General features: G+C 56.3%; 17 protein-coding genes. 4 read left to right on the top strand and 13 right to left on the bottom strand.

The features are described from left to right. Positions 1 to 27: 27 nt before the first annotated feature. Positions 28 to 771, top strand: a complete 744-nt coding sequence (locus ACN9MQ_RS22285) for a CDP-diacylglycerol diphosphatase (protein WP_108647676.1) — start codon at positions 28 to 30, stop codon at positions 769 to 771. A gap of 73 nt (positions 772 to 844) precedes the next feature. Next, a complete protein-coding gene (locus ACN9MQ_RS22280) occupies positions 845 to 2149 on the top strand; it encodes an SLC13 family permease (protein WP_426021622.1) in 1305 nt (434 codons plus the stop codon). Positions 2150 to 2183: 34 nt separating this feature from the next. Here ACN9MQ_RS22280 and tpiA read toward each other — a convergent pair whose 3' ends face one another. Beyond that, on the bottom strand, positions 2184 to 2951 hold the full coding sequence (gene tpiA / locus ACN9MQ_RS22275; RefSeq protein WP_426021623.1) for a triose-phosphate isomerase: 768 nt from the start codon (positions 2949 to 2951) through the stop codon (positions 2184 to 2186). Positions 2952 to 3062: 111 nt separating this feature from the next. Continuing rightward, positions 3063 to 3659, bottom strand: a complete 597-nt coding sequence (locus ACN9MQ_RS22270) for a DUF1454 family protein (RefSeq protein ID WP_020883954.1) — start codon at positions 3657 to 3659, stop codon at positions 3063 to 3065. Between the two features lie 112 nt (positions 3660 to 3771). Here ACN9MQ_RS22270 and ACN9MQ_RS22265 point away from each other — a divergent pair, with 112 nt between their 5' ends. Further along, positions 3772 to 4191, top strand: a complete 420-nt coding sequence (locus ACN9MQ_RS22265; protein WP_025202755.1) for a DUF805 domain-containing protein — start codon at positions 3772 to 3774, stop codon at positions 4189 to 4191. On the opposite strand, the gene fpr is transcribed toward ACN9MQ_RS22265, so the two are convergent. From fpr to ACN9MQ_RS22245, 4 genes are all read right to left on the bottom strand, one after another. Further along, on the bottom strand, positions 4192 to 4938 hold the full coding sequence (gene fpr, locus ACN9MQ_RS22260; RefSeq protein WP_014172203.1) for a ferredoxin--NADP(+) reductase: 747 nt from the start codon (positions 4936 to 4938) through the stop codon (positions 4192 to 4194). A 96-nt stretch (positions 4939 to 5034) separates the two neighbouring features. Beyond that, the gene (gene glpX / locus ACN9MQ_RS22255) at positions 5035 to 6045 is read right to left on the bottom strand and encodes a class II fructose-bisphosphatase (protein ID WP_044858132.1); all 1011 of its coding nucleotides are present in this window, start codon (positions 6043 to 6045) and stop codon (positions 5035 to 5037) included. 109 nt (positions 6046 to 6154) lie between these two features. Further along, a complete protein-coding gene (gene glpK, locus ACN9MQ_RS22250) occupies positions 6155 to 7663 on the bottom strand; it encodes a glycerol kinase GlpK (RefSeq protein WP_014172201.1) in 1509 nt (502 codons plus the stop codon). A 21-nt stretch (positions 7664 to 7684) separates the two neighbouring features. After that, a complete protein-coding gene (locus ACN9MQ_RS22245; RefSeq protein WP_014885705.1) occupies positions 7685 to 8530 on the bottom strand; it encodes an MIP/aquaporin family protein in 846 nt (281 codons plus the stop codon). 398 nt (positions 8531 to 8928) lie between these two features. Between ACN9MQ_RS22245 and zapB the strand changes: the two genes are divergently transcribed. Next, positions 8929 to 9168 carry a septal ring assembly protein ZapB gene (gene zapB / locus ACN9MQ_RS22240; protein WP_008501806.1) on the top strand — a complete coding sequence of 80 codons (240 nt, stop codon included), beginning with the start codon at positions 8929 to 8931 and terminating at the stop codon, positions 9166 to 9168. A gap of 60 nt (positions 9169 to 9228) precedes the next feature. On the opposite strand, the gene rraA is transcribed toward zapB, so the two are convergent. The 7 genes from rraA to priA all read right to left on the bottom strand — a co-directional run bounded on the left by rraA (position 9229) and on the right by priA (position 17197). Further along, positions 9229 to 9714, bottom strand: a complete 486-nt coding sequence (gene rraA, locus ACN9MQ_RS22235) for a ribonuclease E activity regulator RraA (RefSeq protein ID WP_014172197.1) — start codon at positions 9712 to 9714, stop codon at positions 9229 to 9231. Positions 9715 to 9806: 92 nt separating this feature from the next. After that, complete coding sequence (menA, locus tag ACN9MQ_RS22230; RefSeq protein WP_014172196.1) at positions 9807 to 10727, bottom strand: 1,4-dihydroxy-2-naphthoate polyprenyltransferase; 921 nt, start codon at positions 10725 to 10727, stop codon at positions 9807 to 9809. 68 nt (positions 10728 to 10795) lie between these two features. Further along, entirely contained in the window at positions 10796 to 12127 is a 1332-nt protein-coding gene (gene hslU / locus ACN9MQ_RS22225) for an HslU--HslV peptidase ATPase subunit (RefSeq protein WP_014172195.1), read from the bottom strand. A gap of 9 nt (positions 12128 to 12136) precedes the next feature. Beyond that, the gene (gene hslV, locus ACN9MQ_RS22220; protein ID WP_014172194.1) at positions 12137 to 12667 is read right to left on the bottom strand and encodes an ATP-dependent protease subunit HslV; all 531 of its coding nucleotides are present in this window, start codon (positions 12665 to 12667) and stop codon (positions 12137 to 12139) included. A gap of 94 nt (positions 12668 to 12761) precedes the next feature. After that, the gene (gene ftsN, locus ACN9MQ_RS22215; RefSeq protein WP_014172193.1) at positions 12762 to 13763 is read right to left on the bottom strand and encodes a cell division protein FtsN; all 1002 of its coding nucleotides are present in this window, start codon (positions 13761 to 13763) and stop codon (positions 12762 to 12764) included. 93 nt (positions 13764 to 13856) lie between these two features. Then, positions 13857 to 14882 carry a DNA-binding transcriptional regulator CytR gene (gene cytR, locus ACN9MQ_RS22210; protein ID WP_020883949.1) on the bottom strand — a complete coding sequence of 342 codons (1026 nt, stop codon included), beginning with the start codon at positions 14880 to 14882 and terminating at the stop codon, positions 13857 to 13859. 119 nt (positions 14883 to 15001) lie between these two features. After that, complete coding sequence (priA, locus tag ACN9MQ_RS22205) at positions 15002 to 17197, bottom strand: primosomal protein N' (protein ID WP_032679240.1); 2196 nt, start codon at positions 17195 to 17197, stop codon at positions 15002 to 15004. Positions 17198 to 17235 lie beyond the last annotated feature (38 nt).

Genomic DNA, 17235 nt, shown 5'->3' with positions numbered 1-17235 from the left:
GCCATTATCGAAAACAGGGAACGCATTGTGAAAAAAATACTATTACTGATTCTGGTTGTCATCATTCTTGCCGCGGGTGGCTGGTACTGGATGAAAGCGGGTAATCCGAATGCGTTGCGTCATATCGTTCTCGACCAGTGTCTGCCGAATCAACTCCAGCACCGTAACCCGGCCCCGTGCGCGCAGGTGAAGCCTGATGCGGGTTATGTGGTGTTTAAAGACCGCAACGGGCCGCTGCAGTATCTCCTGATGCCGACTTACCGTATCAAAGGAACCGAAAGCCCGCTGTTGACCGAACCGAATACGCCCAACTTCTTCTGGCTGGCCTGGCAGTCACGCAACTTTATGAGCATGAAGCGCGGGGCCGAGGTGCCGGACAGCGCAATTTCGCTCGCCATTAACTCCCCGACAGGCCGTACGCAGAACCATTTTCATATCCATATCTCCTGCCTGCGCCCGGACGTGCGCGAGAAGCTTAATGCCGCACAGGGGCAAATCAGTACCCAGTGGTTACCGTTCCCGGGCGGGCTGGAAGGGCATGAGTACCTCGCCCGTCGCGTGACGGAAAATGAGCTGGTACAGCGCAGTCCGTTTATGATGCTTGCTGAAGAGCTGCCGGAAGCGCGTGACCATATGGGGCGCTTCGCGCTGGCCATGGCGCAGCAGTCGGATGGATCGTTTGTCTTACTGGCGACCGAACGTAACTTGCTGACCCTGAATCGCGCGTCGGCTGAGGAATTGCAGGATCATCAATGCGATATCCTGAAGTGACCTCACCATAAATAGCGTTTACTCGTCTTGCCTGTCGCCGTAGACTTGCTGAAAAAAACGACAGGAGACAGGAATGTCGCTCTGGTTAACGCATCCTCTGTTTGTGCCCTCATTGATAGTCGGCGTCACCATCGTGCTGTGGGCGATGTCGCTATTGCCGGAATTTATCACCGCGCTGCTGTTTTTCACGGCGGCGATGGCCGCCAGAATCGCCCCGGCGGAGGTGATTTTTGGTGGTTTTGCCTCGTCTGCATTCTGGTTAGTGTTTAGCGGCTTCGTGCTGGGGGTGGCAATCCGTAAAACCGGTCTGGCGGACAGGGCCGCACGGGCGTTGTCGGCAAAACTCACTGATTCGTGGGTATTGATGGTGGCAAGCGTGGTGGGGCTGAGCTACGCGCTGGCGTTTGTGATGCCGTCGAATATGGGCCGTATCGCGCTGCTGATGCCGATTGTCGCCGCTATGGCCAAAAGGGCCGCCATCCCCGACGGTTCCCGCGCGTGGTATGGCCTGGCGCTGGCCGTCGGGTTCGGAACCTTCCAGCTCTCGGCGACCATCCTGCCTGCCAACGTGCCGAATCTGGTGATGAGCGGCACCGCGGAGGGCTCGTACGGGATCCATCTGAACTATGTCCCGTATCTGCTGCTGCATACACCCGTCCTCGGGATCCTGAAAGGGGGCATTCTGATCGGCCTGATCTGCTGGTTGTTCCCCGGCAGCCCGAAACCGGCCACCGATCTTACGCCGTCTGAACCGATGGGGCGGGATGAAAAACGTCTCGCCTGGCTGCTGGCGGTGGTGCTGGGGATGTGGGTGACAGAGAGCTGGCATGGCATTGGACCGGCGTGGACGGGCCTTGCGGCGTCGGTCATCGTCATGCTGCCACGCGTCGGGTTTATCACCGGTGAAGAGTTTTCTGCGGGAGTGAACATGCGCACCTGCATTTACGTGGCGGGGATTCTCGGGCTGGCGATTGTGGTGACCCAAACGGGTATCGGTTCCGCGGTGGGGGAGGCGTTATTGCGGATTATGCCGCTTGATGCCAGCAGACCGTTCACCAGCTTCCTGGCGCTTACCGGTATTACCACGGCGCTCAACTTCATTATGACCGCGAACGGTGTACCGGCGTTGTACACCACGCTGGCACAGAGTTTTTCGGACGCCACCGGTTTCCCGCTGTTGTCGGTGATCATGATTCAGGTACTGGGGTATTCCACGCCGCTGCTGCCGTATCAGGCGTCGCCGATTGTGGTGGCAATGGGTTTAGGGAAGGTGCCTGCAAAGGCGGGGATGTTGCTCTGTCTGGCGCTGGCGATTGCAACGTATCTGGTGCTGCTGCCGCTGGATTATCTGTGGTTTAGCGTGCTGGGGAAAGTGTAATTTCCCTCCCCGGTGGGGGGAGGGAAGTCGGTTTTTACGCCTGTTTAGCCGCTTCTGCTGCTTTAACGATCACCGCGAAAGCGTCAGCTTTCAGGGATGCACCGCCAACCAGCGCGCCATCGATGTCTGGCTGGGTGAACAGCTCAGCAGCGTTGGATGCGTTAACGGAACCGCCGTACTGAATAATTACCTGCTCAGCCACTTTCGCGTCCGCTTTAGCAATGTGGTCACGGATAAATTTGTGAACCGCCTGTGCCTGCGCAGGGGTCGCTGATTTGCCGGTACCGATCGCCCAGACGGGTTCGTACGCGATAACCGCGCCTTCGAATGCTTCAGCACCCTGCGTTTTCAGCACGGCGTCGATCTGACGAGCACACACTTCTTCCGTTTTGCCTGCTTCGTTTTCGGCTTCGGTTTCACCGATGCACAGAACCGGGATCAGACCCTGCTCTTTCAGCACCGCGAATTTCTTCGCGATAAATTCGTCGGATTCTTTGTGGTAAGTGCGACGCTCAGAGTGGCCGATGATGATGTATTTCGCGCCGATATCTTTCAGCATTTCAGCAGAGGTTTCACCGGTGAATGCGCCTGACAGGTTAACGTCAACGTTCTGTGCGCCCAGAATGATGTGGCTGCCGTCAGCGGCATGTTTAGCCAGATCCAGGTACATATCCGGCGGAGCGATAGCTACCGCGCAGCCCGTCACGCCCGCCAGCTCTTTACGCAGGTTCGCAACCAGTTCGTTTACCATGTGGCGGCTGCCGTTCAGTTTCCAGTTACCCATCACTAAAGGATGTCGCATTTCAATTCTCCACGCTAAATTAGCGAATTAAGGAATATGGCCGCCCTGTCGGGCAGCATGGTCTGTGAATCAGTATAGAGATTTTCCCTCGAAAGGCTTTGCTTTTTGTCATTAATTCGCCCCGCCGAGTGTGTCTGATAGTGCCAGCTTAATCGGTTCAACAGCGAAGGTCAGTCCTTTTTCGCCGTTATCTGCCACCACATAGCGTATGGCCCCTTCGGTATCGGCGTAGTAACGCTTATTTTTACCGGCGGTGAGGAGTTTTTGCAGCTTTTGCTGGCTTTGCTTTTTGGTCAGCGCGGGCGTAAAAGCCTGCAGTATCGCGCTCATGTACTCGAGCGCTTTTGCCTTAGCGGCTTTCTGCTCTGGCCCCTGAATCGGCAGCCAGGTTATTTGCATGCTTTTGATTTTTAGCGTGCCGCGCTCCAGCGCAGTGGAGGCATATAAATTCTCGTTGATCTTGCTCGCAGCCCGGGTCAGGGTTGGCGTATCCCGGGAGCTGTCAATGGCGCGGAATTCATCCAGCGGTAGCGTGGGGTTGGTTTTATTGAAGGTTTCACGAAACTGGCTGATTGACTGATCGAACGAGGGCGCACCTGCCAGCAGATAGGGAGCTGTCGTCGGGGCAGTGGTTTCGGCGGCGTGCAGGGGGACACCCGCGATGAGCATCGCTAAACACAGGAAAAGAGAACGTGCCGAACTTTTCATCAACATTGCCCCTGGCCGTAAGTGTTCATGATTAAATCGATATCTGGTCGGCTTGTCAAAAGGTCACAACTCCAGGGTAAAATGCGCGCTATATGATAATAAGGAACCTTACATGACCATACAGCAGTGGTTGTTTTCATTCAAAGGGCGTATTGGACGCCGTGACTTCTGGATCTGGATGGCGACGTGGATCGTTGCCATGCTGCTTCTGTTTTTCGTGGCCTTCAACGCATGGCTCAGCACACAAACGGCGGCGTTTGCGCTGGTCTGTTTACTGTGGCCAACCGCGGCCGTGGTGGTGAAACGTCTGCACGATCGCGGCCGTTCCGGCGCGTGGGCTTTTCTGATTATTCTGGCGTGGATGCTGGTGGCCGGGAACTGGTCGATACTTCCGTCCATCCTTCCCTGGGTGGTGGGCAGACTGCTACCAACCATTATTTTTGTCATGATGGTGGTCGATCTGGGCGCGTTTATCGGCACCCAGAGCGAAAACAAATACGGCAAAGACACCCTTGAGGTGAAATACCGCTGATCACCAGTAGTGTTCGGCAGTCATATGGCCCGGCCGGCGGCGAAGATGTTTCGTCATCTGCCGGGTATCCTTCAGAAGCTGCTGCGTGTCGCGAACCATCTGCGGGTTGCCACACAGCATGACATGGCTGGTTTCAGCGCTCATCGGCAAGCCAATTGCGTCTTCCAGTGCACCACTCTCAATCAATGCCGGTACGCGGCCCGTCAGTGAGCCTGCTGCGGTTTCGCGGCTGACCACGGTCTGAATTTTCAGTTTCCCGCCGTACTGCTTTTCCAGCGCCTGCATCTGCGGAAGATAGCTCAAGTCTGCGGCATAGCGCGCGGCGTGAACCAGCACGATGTTTTTAAAGCGCTCAAGGTCTTTGCCGTACTGCAAAATAGAGAGATAGGGGCCAATGGCCGTGCCGGTTGCCAGCATCCAGAGGGTGTCGCAGTCCGGGATTTCGTCCAGCACGAAGAAACCGGCCGCTTCACTCACAATTTGCACATCGTCACCGGGCTTAAGCGCGGCAAGGCGTGGGCTGAGTTTGCCGTCCGGGACGGTGACCAGATAGAACTCGAGATCCGGGTTATCGGGGGCATTAACGTAGGAATAGGCGCGCTGCACGCGCTCGCCGTCAACATCCAGCCCCAGCTTCGCAAATTGCCCGGCCGTAAACGGGTGGACGGGAGCATGCAGGGTGAGACTAAATAGCGCATCGGTCCAGAACTGTATCTTTGTGACTTTACCTGTTACCCAGTCCGCCATGATCTTCTCCTGTGCTTTTTCTCTGTTCTATCTTCCGGACTTGTGGTGAAGATTTCCAGCCCATTTGGGCCGGAAAGCTCTATCGATCAAACGGTTTTACAGAATGTGCGCCTGCACGTCAGGGTCTTTACGATCCAGATAGTGAACAGACTGAATGCGGCGAATGGTGCGCGATTTACCGCGGATCAGCAGGGTTTCGGTGGTGGCCATATTGCCCTTACGGGTGATGCCATCCAGCAGGTCACCTTTGGTGATGCCGGTTGCGGAGAAGACAACGTTGTCGCTGCGCGCCATGTCATCCAGCGCAAGCACCTTGTTGGCTTCAATACCCATCGCTTCGCAGCGTGCCAGCTCTTCTTCCCCAATACGGCGATTCTCTTCGCTGTCGCCTTTGACTTCGTGACGGGGCAACAGACGGGCCTGCATGTCGCCATCCAGAGCGCGGATCACCGCGGCGGAGACCACACCTTCCGGCGCGCCGCCGATGCCGTAAAGGACATCCACTTCGCTGTCTGGCATGCAGGTCAGGATAGACGCTGCTACGTCGCCATCCGGGATGGCAAAGACGCGAACGCCGAGCTGTTGCAACTGGGCAATGGTGGCATCGTGGCGCGGTTTCGCCAGAATGGTCACGGTGAGCGCGCTAAGCGGTTTTTCCAGCGCCCTGGCAACGTTACGCAGATTCTCTTCCAGCGGCAGGCTCAGGTCGATAGCCCCTTTGGCACCGGGGCCGACAATCAGCTTTTCCATGTACATATCCGGTGCGTTGAGGAAACAGCCTTTGTCCCCTACCGCCAGCACGGCCAGCGCGTTGGCCTGGCCCATTGCCGTCATGCGGGTACCCTCAATCGGGTCGACGGCGATATCCACGGCATCACCTTTGCCGGTGCCCACTTTCTCACCGATATAGAGCATTGGCGCTTCGTCGATCTCGCCTTCGCCAATGACGATGGTGCCATCGATATTGACCTGGTTAAGCACAATGCGCATGGCATGGACAGCCGCACCGTCTGCGGTATTTTTGTCGCCACGGCCAAGCCATTTATAGCCCGCCAGTGCGGCAGCTTCGGTGACGCGGGAAAACTCGATAGCCAGTTCACGTTTCATGAGGTACTCGTGCAATCAAAAGGAATTGCACGAAGTTTATCACAGAGTGGGGGTGGGTGCGGTCGGTCCCCTCTCCCCGGCGGGGTGAGGGGACGGGTGAGGGGAGAAATTACTGCTCGTGCTCTTCCCACGCCAGGGCGCGTTTCACCGCTTTCTTCCAGCCGCTGTAGCGGTAGTTACGCTCAGTGGTTTCGATGCCAGGGCGGAATTCGCGTTCGATAACCGCTTTTTCCTGCAGTTCATCCAGATTCTGCCAGAAGCCGACAGCCAGACCTGCGAGGTACGCCGCACCCAGCGCGGTGACTTCACGTACTTCCGGGCGCTCTACGCGGGTGCCCAGAATGTCGGACTGGAACTGCATCAGGAAGTTGTTGGCAACGGCGCCGCCGTCCACGCGCAGGGCGTGCAGACGAATGCCGGAGTCAGCCTGCATTGCTTCCAGTACGTCGCGCGTCTGATAAGCGATGGATTCCAGCGTCGCGCGGATAATGTGGTTCGAGTTTACCCCACGGGTCAGGCCGAAAATCGCGCCGCGTGCATACGGGTCCCAGTAGGGGGCACCCAGACCGGTAAAGGCCGGAACCACATACACACCGTTGGTGTCCTTCACTTTGGTTGCGAAATACTCGGAGTCAAACGCATCGCTGATGAGTTTCATCTCGTCACGCAGCCACTGAATAGACGCACCTGCCATGAACACCGCACCTTCCAGCGCATAGTTCACTTCACCGCGTGGGCCGCAGGCGATGGTGGTCAGCAAGCCGTTTTCTGATTTCACCGCTTTCTCACCGGTGTTCATCAGCATAAAGCAGCCGGTACCGTAGGTGTTTTTCGCCATCCCTTCCTTAACGCACAGCTGGCCAAACAGCGCCGCCTGCTGGTCACCGGCAATACCGGCAATTGGAATACGCGTGCCGCCTTTGCCGCCGATATTGGTCTGACCGTAAACTTCAGAAGACTTGCGGACTTCTGGCAACATCGCACGCGGGATATCCAGCGCGTCCAGCATCTTGTCATCCCACTCCAGGGTATTGATGTTGAACAGCATGGTGCGCGAGGCGTTGGTGTAATCAGTGACGTGGACACGCCCCTGGGTCATCTTCCAGATAAGCCAGGTGTCGACGGTACCGAACAGCAGCTCACCGCGTTTTGCACGTTCACGTGAACCCTCAACGTGGTCGAGGATCCATTTCACTTTGGTACCGGAGAAATACGGGTCAACGACCAGACCGGTTGCGCTACGTACATAGTCTTCCATACCGTCGCGCTTCAGCTGTTCGCAGATTTCTGATGTACGGCGGCACTGCCAGACGATGGCATTGTAAATAGGCTTACCGGTTTCGCGCTCCCAGACGATAGTGGTTTCACGCTGGTTGGTAATACCGATAGCGGCAATCTCGTCGGAACTGATATCGGCTTTCGCCAGCACTTCAACCAGCGTGGAGCTTTGTGAAGCCCAGATCTCCATAGGGTCGTGTTCGACCCAGCCTGGACGAGGATAGATTTGCTCAAATTCGCGCTGTGACACGCTGACGATATTCGCGTCATGATCCATTACGACAGCGCGGGAGCTGGTAGTGCCCTGGTCGAGCGCAACGATATATTTTTTTTCGGTCATGGTATGTGTCCCGTAGTCAGATTACAGCGAAGCTTTTTGTTGTGCGGTAGAAGTCGTTTCCTTCTCCTCTTCCACACAGGTGTCGCACGGTAAATGGCGACCAATTAATTTGCGGTAGCTAAATGCACCCAGCGCAGCCCCGACAACCGGTGCAAACAGCGGTACCAGGAAGTAAGGGATATCTTTACCGCCGGTGAAGGCCACGTCGCCCCATCCTGCGATAAAGGCAAAAGCTTTAGGTCCGATATCACGCGCCGGGTTCATCGCAAACCCGGTCAGCGGGCCCATGGATGCACCGATCACCGCAATCAGCAAGCCAATCAGCAGCGGTGCCAGCGGGCCGCGCGGAATGCCGTTTCCGTCGTCGGTCAGCGCCAGGATAACGCCCATCAGAATAGCGGTAATCACCATTTCAACTGCGAACGCCTGCACAAAATTGATATGCGGGTTGGGATAGGTTGAGAAAATGCCTGCCAGATCCAGACTTTCGACACTGCCACGCACCATATGATGTGTCTGTTCGAAGTCGATGAAAAGATTGTAATAAAGCCCGTAAACTAACGCCGCTGCGCAAAACGCGCCGGCAAACTGAGAAAGGATGAAGGGAACAACTTTGCGTCCGTCGAAGCACGCGAACAGCCACAGCGCGATGGTCACCGCCGGGTTAAGATGTGCGCCGGAAACCCCTGCGGTCAGGTAGATGGCCATCGCCACGCCCAGACCCCAGATAATACTGATTTCCCACTGACCGAAACTGGCACCCGCCACTTTCAGTGCAGCAACACAGCCCACTCCGAAGAATATCAACAACCCGGTACCAAGGAACTCGGCAATGCACTGGCCTTTTAAGGTTGATGTCTGACTCATAATCGGAATCCTGAAGAAATTGATGTTTATTGTTAGCATGACCGCCCGTGACAGCCACGATGCCCTGTAGACATAGTGTTAATTTATCGTTAACGAGCAAAAACGAGAAATATCGAAATCAAAATGTGTGGTCTGCGTCAATAAAATGAGCGTTTTCGCGCCATAAAGCGCATTTTTACACCAATAGCAAAATGTGAGCTGAATCATTTCATTAACGAATGAGTTAACAATTTAGGGGTATATGCCGCGAACGCACCAGGACGAGGCCGAAAAGTGTTGCAAACCACGATCTGCGCGGTCTGCCGCTGGACAGGGGCGACGGGGCTTCATACAATCGGCATATCTGTTGTGCGCGTTTACGTTAAAGCGTCGCCTTGCAATTCAGGAGAGGTAGGATCATGTCTTTAGAAGTGTTTGAGAAACTGGAATCGAAAGTACAGCAGGCGATTGACACCATCACGCTGCTGCAGATGGAAATTGAAGAGCTGAAAGAGAAGAACAACAGCCTGGCGCAGGAAGTTCAGAACGCCCAGCACAGCCGTGAAGAACTGGAGCGCGAAAACAACCAGCTGCGTGAACAGCAGAATGGCTGGCAGGATCGTCTGCAGGCGCTGCTGGGGCGTATGGAAGAAGTGTAATTTCTTTCGGGAAATGCAGAACAGGCCGGGTAAGGCGTCGCCGCCACCCGGCTTTTTTTATTACTCGATATCCAGCGGATCTTCGGAAAGGATAATCCCGGTGTTATCGGCATAGAGATGGTCACCGGAGAAGAAGGTCACGCCGCCGAAATTGACGCGCACGTCGCTTTCGCCGATACCTTCACCCGCAGCACCCACCGGAATGGCCGCGATAGCCTGAATGCCAATGTCCAGGTCTTCGAGATCGTCCACCTGGCGCACTGAGCCATACACCACAATGCCTTCCCACTCGTTCTGTACGGCAAGACGGGCGAGCTCAGCATCAATGAGGGCACGACGTACGGAGCCCCCGCCATCAACCAGCAGAACGCGGCCACGGCCGTTCTGTTCGAGCAGATCATAGAGCAACCCGTTATCCTCGAAACATTTCACCGTGACGATTTGTCCGCCAAACGACGACCGCCCACCAAAGTTGGAGAACAGCGGTTCAACGACGTTGACATCTTCCTGGTAGATGTCACAAAGCTCGGAGGTATCGTATTTCATAGGTTTAACGCTCAGTTGCTGCGAATGTGTTCAGTATATCGTGCTAAATGCGTTGTTGGCAAAATCATCAATTGTTAATTGATATTTGTCAGTTAACCCAGCGTCTGACTTAAGACAATCCCGATGACGAACAACAGGTTAGTCAGCAGCGCCCCTTTTACCGTACGCTCCAGCATTGGCGGCATGGCCGCAGGGCTGAGTTCACGCATGACGAATCGCGCCTGCTTAATCAGCAGCGGTGCGGCGAGTACAAACAGCCAGCCCCATATGCTGTGCAGCGAGATAACGTTAAACAGCGCCAGGCACAGCAGAGCGCCCAGCAGCAGACACGCATGATAACGGCGTGCATTAACGGGCCCCAGACGCACGGCCAGCGTGTTTTTGCCGTTCTCACGGTCGCTGTCGATATCGCGCAGGTTGTTGATGTTAAGCACCGCCGTCGCCAGCATGCCGCAGGCGGTTGCCGGCAGGAACAGGGCCGGGATCAGGGTATGTGCCTGTAAGTATCCGCTCCCCATCACGCTCAGCCAGCCGAAGAACACCAGCACGGAGATATCACCCAACCCAATATACCCGTAAGGGCGGGTACCGACGGTATAGGTAATGGCGGCAATAATGGCGAGCAGACCCAGTACCAGGAAACCAATGAAATCGCTGGGGGTTTTAGACGCGACCGTTACCAGCGCCAGGCCGGAAAGACAAATCAGCGCCACGGTGATGATCAGCGCGCGCTTCATCTGCGCCTGGGTAATGACCCCTTTCTGCATACCGCGCAGTGGCCCGATACGGTCGGGTTTGTCGCTGCCTTTAACCGCATCGCCATAGTCGTTGGCGAGATTGGAGAGAATTTGCAGCAGACCGGCGGTAATCAGTGCCAGCCCGGCAACCAGCGGATCGAAATAGCCTTGCCACCAGGCAAGCGCCGTACCGACGATAATGGCGGCAAAGGCCAGAGGAAGAGTTTTAGGGCGCAGACTTTCGAGCCACGCCTGAGTACGGCTGATGTCAGTCATAGTAATTTAGCCAATAAAAATGGGGGCATTAGCCCCCATTAAACGTGATGAGAATGCAGTAACCGCGATTATAGGATAAAACGGCTCAGATCTTCATCTGCCACTAACGCATCCAGGTGTTTACCCACATATTCTGCGTCAATGGTAATGCTTTGACCGTTCAGGTCGCTCGCATCATAAGAGATATCTTCCATCAGGCGCTCCAGCACGGTGTGCAGACGACGGGCACCGATGTTCTCGGTGGTTTCGTTGACCTGCCAGGCGGCCTGGGCGATGCGTTTGATACCGTCTTCTGTGAACTCGATGTTCACACCTTCGGTTGCCATCAGCGCTTTGTACTGTACGGTCACAGAGGCATTTGGCTCGGTCAGGATGCGTTCGAAATCTTCAGTGGTCAGCGCCTGCAGCTCCACGCGAATCGGCAGACGACCCTGCAACTCCGGGATCAGGTCAGACGGTTTCGCCACCTGGAATGCGCCAGAGGCAATAAACAGGATGTGGTCTGTTTTGACCATACCGTGTTTGGTGGAGACGGTGCAGCCTTCAACCAGCGGCAGCAGGTCGCGCTGAACGCCTTCACGGGAGACATCCGGGCCTGAGGATTCGCCACGCTTACAGATTTTGTCGATTTCGTCGATAAACACGATACCGTGCTGCTCAACCGCGTCGATAGCATCCTGCTTCAGCTCTTCCGGGTTCACCAGTTTCGCCGCTTCTTCTTCGATCAGCAGCTTCATGGCGTCTTTGATTTTCAGCTTACGCGCTTTCTGCTTCTGGCCGCCCAGGTTCTGGAACATGGACTGCAGCTGGCTGGTCATCTCTTCCATGCCAGGCGGTGCCATGATTTCCACACCCATAGGGGCAGCAGCAAGATCGATCTCAATCTCTTTGTCGTCCAGCTCGCCTTCACGCAGTTTTTTGCGGAACGCCTGACGCGCCGCTGACGGCTCAGCCTGCTGTTCAGCCTGGCCCCAGTTGTTCTTCGCCGGTGGGATCAGGACGTCAAGAATGCGCTCTTCCGCCATCTCTTCGGCGCGGTAGCGGTTTTTCTCAATCGCCTGGACGCGCACCATTTTGATCGCCGAGTCGGTCAGATCGCGAATGATGGAGTCCACTTCTTTACCCACATAGCCCACTTCGGTGAACTTGGTGGCTTCGACTTTGATGAACGGGGCGTTAGCCAGTTTCGCCAGACGACGGGCGATTTCGGTTTTACCGACACCGGTCGGGCCGATCATCAGAATGTTTTTTGGCGTCACTTCATGGCGCAGCTCTTCTTCGAGCTGCATGCGGCGCCAGCGGTTACGCAGGGCAATAGCCACGGAACGCTTGGCGTTGTCCTGGCCGATAATATGTTTGTCCAGTTCGCTGACAATTTCGCGTGGGGTCATTTCAGACATGGGAGATCCTTACGCTTTAGACGGTAATTCTTCGATGGTGTGGTTGTGGTTGGTATAGATGCAGATATCACCTGCAATATCCAACGCCTTCACCGCGATATCGCGCGCGTTCATGTCGGTATTTTCCAACAGCGCACGGGCTGCAGCCTGGGCGTACGGGCCACCAGAGCCAATAGCAATCAGGTCGTTTTCAGGCTGAATGACGTCACCGTTACCGGTGATGATAAGCGAAGCGGTTTCATCGGCCACCGCCAGCAGCGCTTCAAGTTTGCGCAGCATGCGATCGGTACGCCAGTCTTTCGCCAGCTCAACGGCGGCTTTCACCAGGTGACCCTGGTGCATTTCCAGTTTGCGTTCAAACAGTTCGAACAGCGTGAAGGCGTCAGCCGTGCCGCCTGCAAAACCGGCGATCACTTTGTCGTTGTATAAACGACGAACTTTCTTCACGTTGCCTTTCATTACGGTATTACCCAGCGTGGCCTGGCCATCACCGGCGATTACCACGTGGCCGTTACGGCGTACACTTACTATTGTTGTCACGAGCAGACCCCCTGGTTACAGAATCGGGAAACAGAAGCCCTGAGCCTGTGCTCAGGGCTGAATAGAATGATAGATGGGGGGGAATTTGGGGGTTTCAACCCCCGGTAGCGAGTCGAATGCAGTTTGTGTGTCCCGCCACTTTCAAACGGGAAATGGTTCCGTCGGCATTTTCTTTGCCTTTGACCGGGCCAATCACCACGCGATTCCAGCCGTTATTGGTGGTAATGCGTGAATCAAACCCTTCGAAAGCCAGCTGTGCGCGCACCGTTTCCGCCTGCTCAGCACCTTTGAATGAACCACATTGAACCATCCAGCGGCGTTCGTCTTTTTTCTCAGCAGTCTGTTTCGGCGCATCGGTCTCTTTGGTTACCGGTGCAGCCTGCTGCGTTTTCGGCTGCTGCGCAGTGGTATGCGCCGGCGTCTGCAGCAGATCCTGATACGGCTGAGCCGCCTGTTTCTGCGGCTGGGCCTTCGGCGGTTGCTGCACTGGCTGGGACTGCGCCGTTCGCGTTTGCTGCTGATACGGCTGTTCCGTCACCCGCGGCTGCGTTTTAGGCTGCTGCACTGGCTGGGTTTGCGCCCACTGCTGTTGTTGCTGCTGTTGCTGTTGGAGCTGCTGCTGCGCCTGACGACGCTGCAGCGTTTGCTGACGCTGTTCCGGCGTCTGCTCATTCCACGGCACTTCGTTCAGCTGCGTAGGCTGCTGGCGCATATCGGCCTGCATTTGTGCCAGCAACTGACGCTGTTCATCCGTCAACTGGCTGGCATTTTGCACTTCGCCACCCGCTGAAGGTTCGGTTGGCGCACGTACGCCAGGCTGACGGCTTTCCAGCTCTTTGATATAGCGCCAGCGCTCTTCAGGCTTCGGCGGAAGGCCGTTTCCGGCAACCTTGCTGGCCTGAAGCGCCTCGGACTCTTCTTTTTTATGGTGCGTGATGAAGTACAGACCACCAATAAAGGCCACGACTACAGCCGCAGCAATAGCGACCATCGCTGGCGAGACAGCAGGCAGGTTACGTTGCTTTTTCCTTGAGCTACTCTTTTTGCGTCGCGAAGGTGCCGGCTGGCCGCGACGTACATAATCTCGTTGTGCCACTATCGTTTCGCTGTATTTATTCGTTCGTCAGCCCGCCATGTTACTTAAGCGGCGGGGCTTTGACCAGATAAGGGTGTCTGAAAGACATTTACTTTAAGTCAATGCCTGGGTAGAACCGCGCACAATCAATTCACAGTCCAGCAACCGCGAGCCGCTGTTAACTGTTTGACCATGCAGCTGATCCAGCAGAAGAAGCATCGCTTCACGCCCAATATCATAGCGCGGCTGCGCCACGGTCGAGAGTGGAGGATCGCAAAATTCTGACAGCGAAATATTATCGAATCCGATGATCGACAAATCTTTCGGTATGCGCAGGCCGCGGCGCTTCGCATACGATAATGCCCCCAGTGCCATCACATCGCTGTGACAGAACACCGCAGTCGGCGGCTCGGGCAGATCCAGCAGCTTCTCCAGTGCCTGTCCACCGGCTTCAAAGGTGAAATCCCCGCGAGCAATGTAGTGCGGGTCGACGGTGACGCCGGTACGGCGCAGCGCCTGAACGTAGCCCTGCAGGCGGTAGTGGCACAATGGCATCTCTTCCGGCCCGGCAATGCAGCCAATACGCTTGTGCCCCAGCTCCTGAAGATAGTTGACGGCGTTGAACGCGGCGGTCAGGTTATCAATATGTACCGTCGGCAGCTCCAGCTCGGGTGCAAACTCGTTGGCCATCACCATCGGCGGTAAATTGCGCTGCTCTTCAATGCTGGCATCAAACGGCAGGCGAGACCCAAGCAGCAACATGCCGTCGATCTGCTTGGTGATAATGAGATCGATAAAGGTTTTTTCCTGCTGGTTCTGGTGAGCACAGTCGCCAATCAGCACCAGATAACCTTGCTCTGCCGCCGTCACTTCGATACCGCGAATAATCTCGCTGAAGAAGGGATCGCAGATGTCCGGCACAATCACCAGGATGGTGCGCGACTCATTGCGTTTAACGTTTCGTCCCATCGCCTGCGGGAAATAGCCCACTTCCAGCGCAGCCTGCTCTACCCGGTTACGGGTCGCCTGGGAGACTTTATCCGGGTTCATTAATGCGCGGGACACGGTTGCCGTAGAGACTTGTGCTTTCTGGGCAACGTCTTTCATGGTCGCCGTGGCAACCTCTTTCCTGGACTTCAACGTCTTCTCCTCGCCTGAACACCGAACTTCTGACGCCACCATTTTTACAGATAGTTAATGGAATCGGTTACAGAATTTTCATAAAAAGTGTGAGGAGCGTTAAATTTTTCGATCCGTCTTCAGCCTTCGATAGGATCAACGTCCAGTACCCACTTCACTTTGCGCGCTTCCGGTAGGGTATTGATCAGCACCAGCGCGCCGCTGACGATATGTTGCAGGCGGATGCGCGAAGGGTGCTGGAGCAAAATCTGCCAGCGGAAACGTCCACCACGCTTTGGTGCCAGCGCCGGCACCGGCCCCAGTATCCACAGCGGGTTATCCACCAGCGGACTGGCCTGCAGGAGGTTTCTCAGCTGCTGCAGGAAAAGCGGTGCCTGCTGGTTGTTGTGATCTTCTGCGCGAATGATGACGTGGCTGGTCCACGGCGGAAGCTGCATCGTCTGGCGTTCTGCCAGCGCCTGCTCCGCAAACGCGTCATAGCCTTTATGCAGCAGGGTTTGCAGTAACGGATGTTCAGGATGGTGGGTCTGTAAAACCACCTCACCCTGTTTGCCTGCGCGACCGGCACGTCCGGCAACCTGGGTATAAAGCTGGGCAAAACGTTCTGCAGAGCGGAAATCGGCCGAAAACAGCGCGCCGTCTACGTCCAGCAGGGCGACCAGCGTTACGTCCGGGAAGTGGTGCCCTTTGGCCAGCATCTGCGTGCCAATCAGAATGCGTGCGCCACCGCGATGCACTTCCGCCAGCTGCTGTTCCAGCGCCCCTTTGCGGCTGGTGGTGTCACGGTCGATGCGGGAAAGAGGAACGTCAGGGAAGAAAGGCTTAAGGGCCTCTTCCAGTTGCTCCGTCCCCAGGCCGACCGGCACGATATGCGTTGAGCCACATGACGGACACTGGCGTGGTACCGGCCGCTGGCTGTCGCAGTGGTGGCAGCGCAAATGGCGCTGAGCCTGATGGAACGTGTAGTAGTGGTCGCAGCGCGGGCATTCGGCAATCCAGCCGCAGTCGTGACACAGCAGCGCCGGGGCAAACCCGCGGCGGTTAAGGAACAAAATGACTTGATTACCGGCCTGCAAATGCTGGCGCATCCGGGTGATAAGCGCAGGCGCTAACCCCGCCTGCACCTGCTGGCCTTTTAGATCCAGCACATGCTGAATAGCAGGGCGCGCGTTCCCTGCGCGCCGCGTCAGGCGCAGCATGTGGTATTTACGCTGGCGAACGTTATGCAGCGTTTCGAGGGCGGGCGTCGCGGAGCCAAGAATAATCGGGATTTGCTCGCTATGGGCGCGATAAACGGCCAGATCGCGGGCGTGATAGCGCCAGCCTTCCTGTTGCTTATAGGAGCTGTCATGCTCTTCATCGATGACGATAACGCCGAGGTTTTTAAACGGCGTAAACAGCGAGGAACGGGTGCCAATCACAATCGCCGCTTCGCCGTTTTTGGCTTTCAGCCAGGCGCTGAGGCGCTCGCTGTCGTTCAGGCCCGAATGTAACACTTCAACCGGCGCATTAAACCGCTCGCGAAAACGGGCGATGGTTTGTGGCGTAAGGCCGATTTCCGGAACCATCACCAGTGCCTGTTTACCCTGCGCAAGCACGTTTTCCAGTACGCTGAGATACACTTCTGTTTTGCCGGAGCCGGTGACCCCTGCCAGTAGCCAGGCGGAGAAATGATCGGAGGCGCTGTGAATGGCTCCTACGGCGGTGGCCTGCTCGGTGTTGAGTCGCAGACGATCCCCTGAAACGGAGAAACTGTCCCGCCAGTCATAAAGGGCAGGCGCCTCGCTTGCCAGTTCGCTCAGCCCTTTTTTGCGCAGGGCCTGTAGCGCCGTTTCGCTCACCTCAAGCTCGTCAACCTGATGCCGCCAGATTTTCCCCTGACGCAGGGCCGCCAGCGCCTGCTGCTGTTTCTGCGAGCGTTTCAGGCTATTGATATCGACCGCCTGACCCTCTTCAGTGGCAAACCAGTACCAGAGGGGAGCGTGGCTGGCACTTTTACCCTGACGAAGCATAACAGGCAGGGCGTGGAACAGGACATCGCCGATAGGGTGATGGTAGTAATCTGCCGCCCACAGCAGGAGTCGCCAGGTGCTGGTGGAGAAAACGGGCTCGCTGTCCAGTACCTCTGCGACGGCTTTCAGCTCATTGAGCGGCAATTCGCTCTTATCGCTCACCGACACCACAATCCCAATACGCTGCTGTTTGCCAAATGGCACGGTCACGCGACAGCCCGCTTTGGCGCTCATGCTGTCAGGCAGCAGATAGTCAAAGGTGCGGGGAAGCGGAACGGGCAGGGCAACGTGAGCGACGGGCATCGAATCTTCCTGACTTGAAAAGTGGCGCGTTAGTATAC

Origin of the sequence: Enterobacter sp. R-25, assembly GCF_049913205.1 — a bacterium.
GTDB classification, from domain to species: domain Bacteria; phylum Pseudomonadota; class Gammaproteobacteria; order Enterobacterales; family Enterobacteriaceae; genus Enterobacter; species Enterobacter ludwigii.
This window is presented reverse-complemented; position numbering and strand designations above follow the sequence as displayed.

What these genes read in the sequence shown, in the direction of transcription:
- ACN9MQ_RS22280 (WP_426021622.1), top strand. Translation starts at nt 845, where the DNA reads ATGTCGCTCTGGTTAACGCATCCTCTGTTTGTGCCCTCATTGATAGTC.
- tpiA (WP_426021623.1), bottom strand. Translation starts at nt 2,951, where the DNA reads ATGCGACATCCTTTAGTGATGGGTAACTGGAAACTGAACGGCAGCCGC.
- ACN9MQ_RS22270 (WP_020883954.1), bottom strand. Translation starts at nt 3,659, where the DNA reads ATGAAAAGTTCGGCACGTTCTCTTTTCCTGTGTTTAGCGATGCTCATC.
- ACN9MQ_RS22265 (WP_025202755.1), top strand. Translation starts at nt 3,772, where the DNA reads ATGACCATACAGCAGTGGTTGTTTTCATTCAAAGGGCGTATTGGACGC.
- fpr (WP_014172203.1), bottom strand. Translation starts at nt 4,938, where the DNA reads ATGGCGGACTGGGTAACAGGTAAAGTCACAAAGATACAGTTCTGGACC.
- glpX (WP_044858132.1), bottom strand. Translation starts at nt 6,045, where the DNA reads ATGAAACGTGAACTGGCTATCGAGTTTTCCCGCGTCACCGAAGCTGCC.
- glpK (WP_014172201.1), bottom strand. Translation starts at nt 7,663, where the DNA reads ATGACCGAAAAAAAATATATCGTTGCGCTCGACCAGGGCACTACCAGC.
- ACN9MQ_RS22245 (WP_014885705.1), bottom strand. Translation starts at nt 8,530, where the DNA reads ATGAGTCAGACATCAACCTTAAAAGGCCAGTGCATTGCCGAGTTCCTT.
- zapB (WP_008501806.1), top strand. Translation starts at nt 8,929, where the DNA reads ATGTCTTTAGAAGTGTTTGAGAAACTGGAATCGAAAGTACAGCAGGCG.
- rraA (WP_014172197.1), bottom strand. Translation starts at nt 9,714, where the DNA reads ATGAAATACGATACCTCCGAGCTTTGTGACATCTACCAGGAAGATGTC.
- menA (WP_014172196.1), bottom strand. Translation starts at nt 10,727, where the DNA reads ATGACTGACATCAGCCGTACTCAGGCGTGGCTCGAAAGTCTGCGCCCT.
- hslU (WP_014172195.1), bottom strand. Translation starts at nt 12,127, where the DNA reads ATGTCTGAAATGACCCCACGCGAAATTGTCAGCGAACTGGACAAACAT.
- priA (WP_032679240.1), bottom strand. Translation starts at nt 17,197, where the DNA reads ATGCCCGTCGCTCACGTTGCCCTGCCCGTTCCGCTTCCCCGCACCTTT.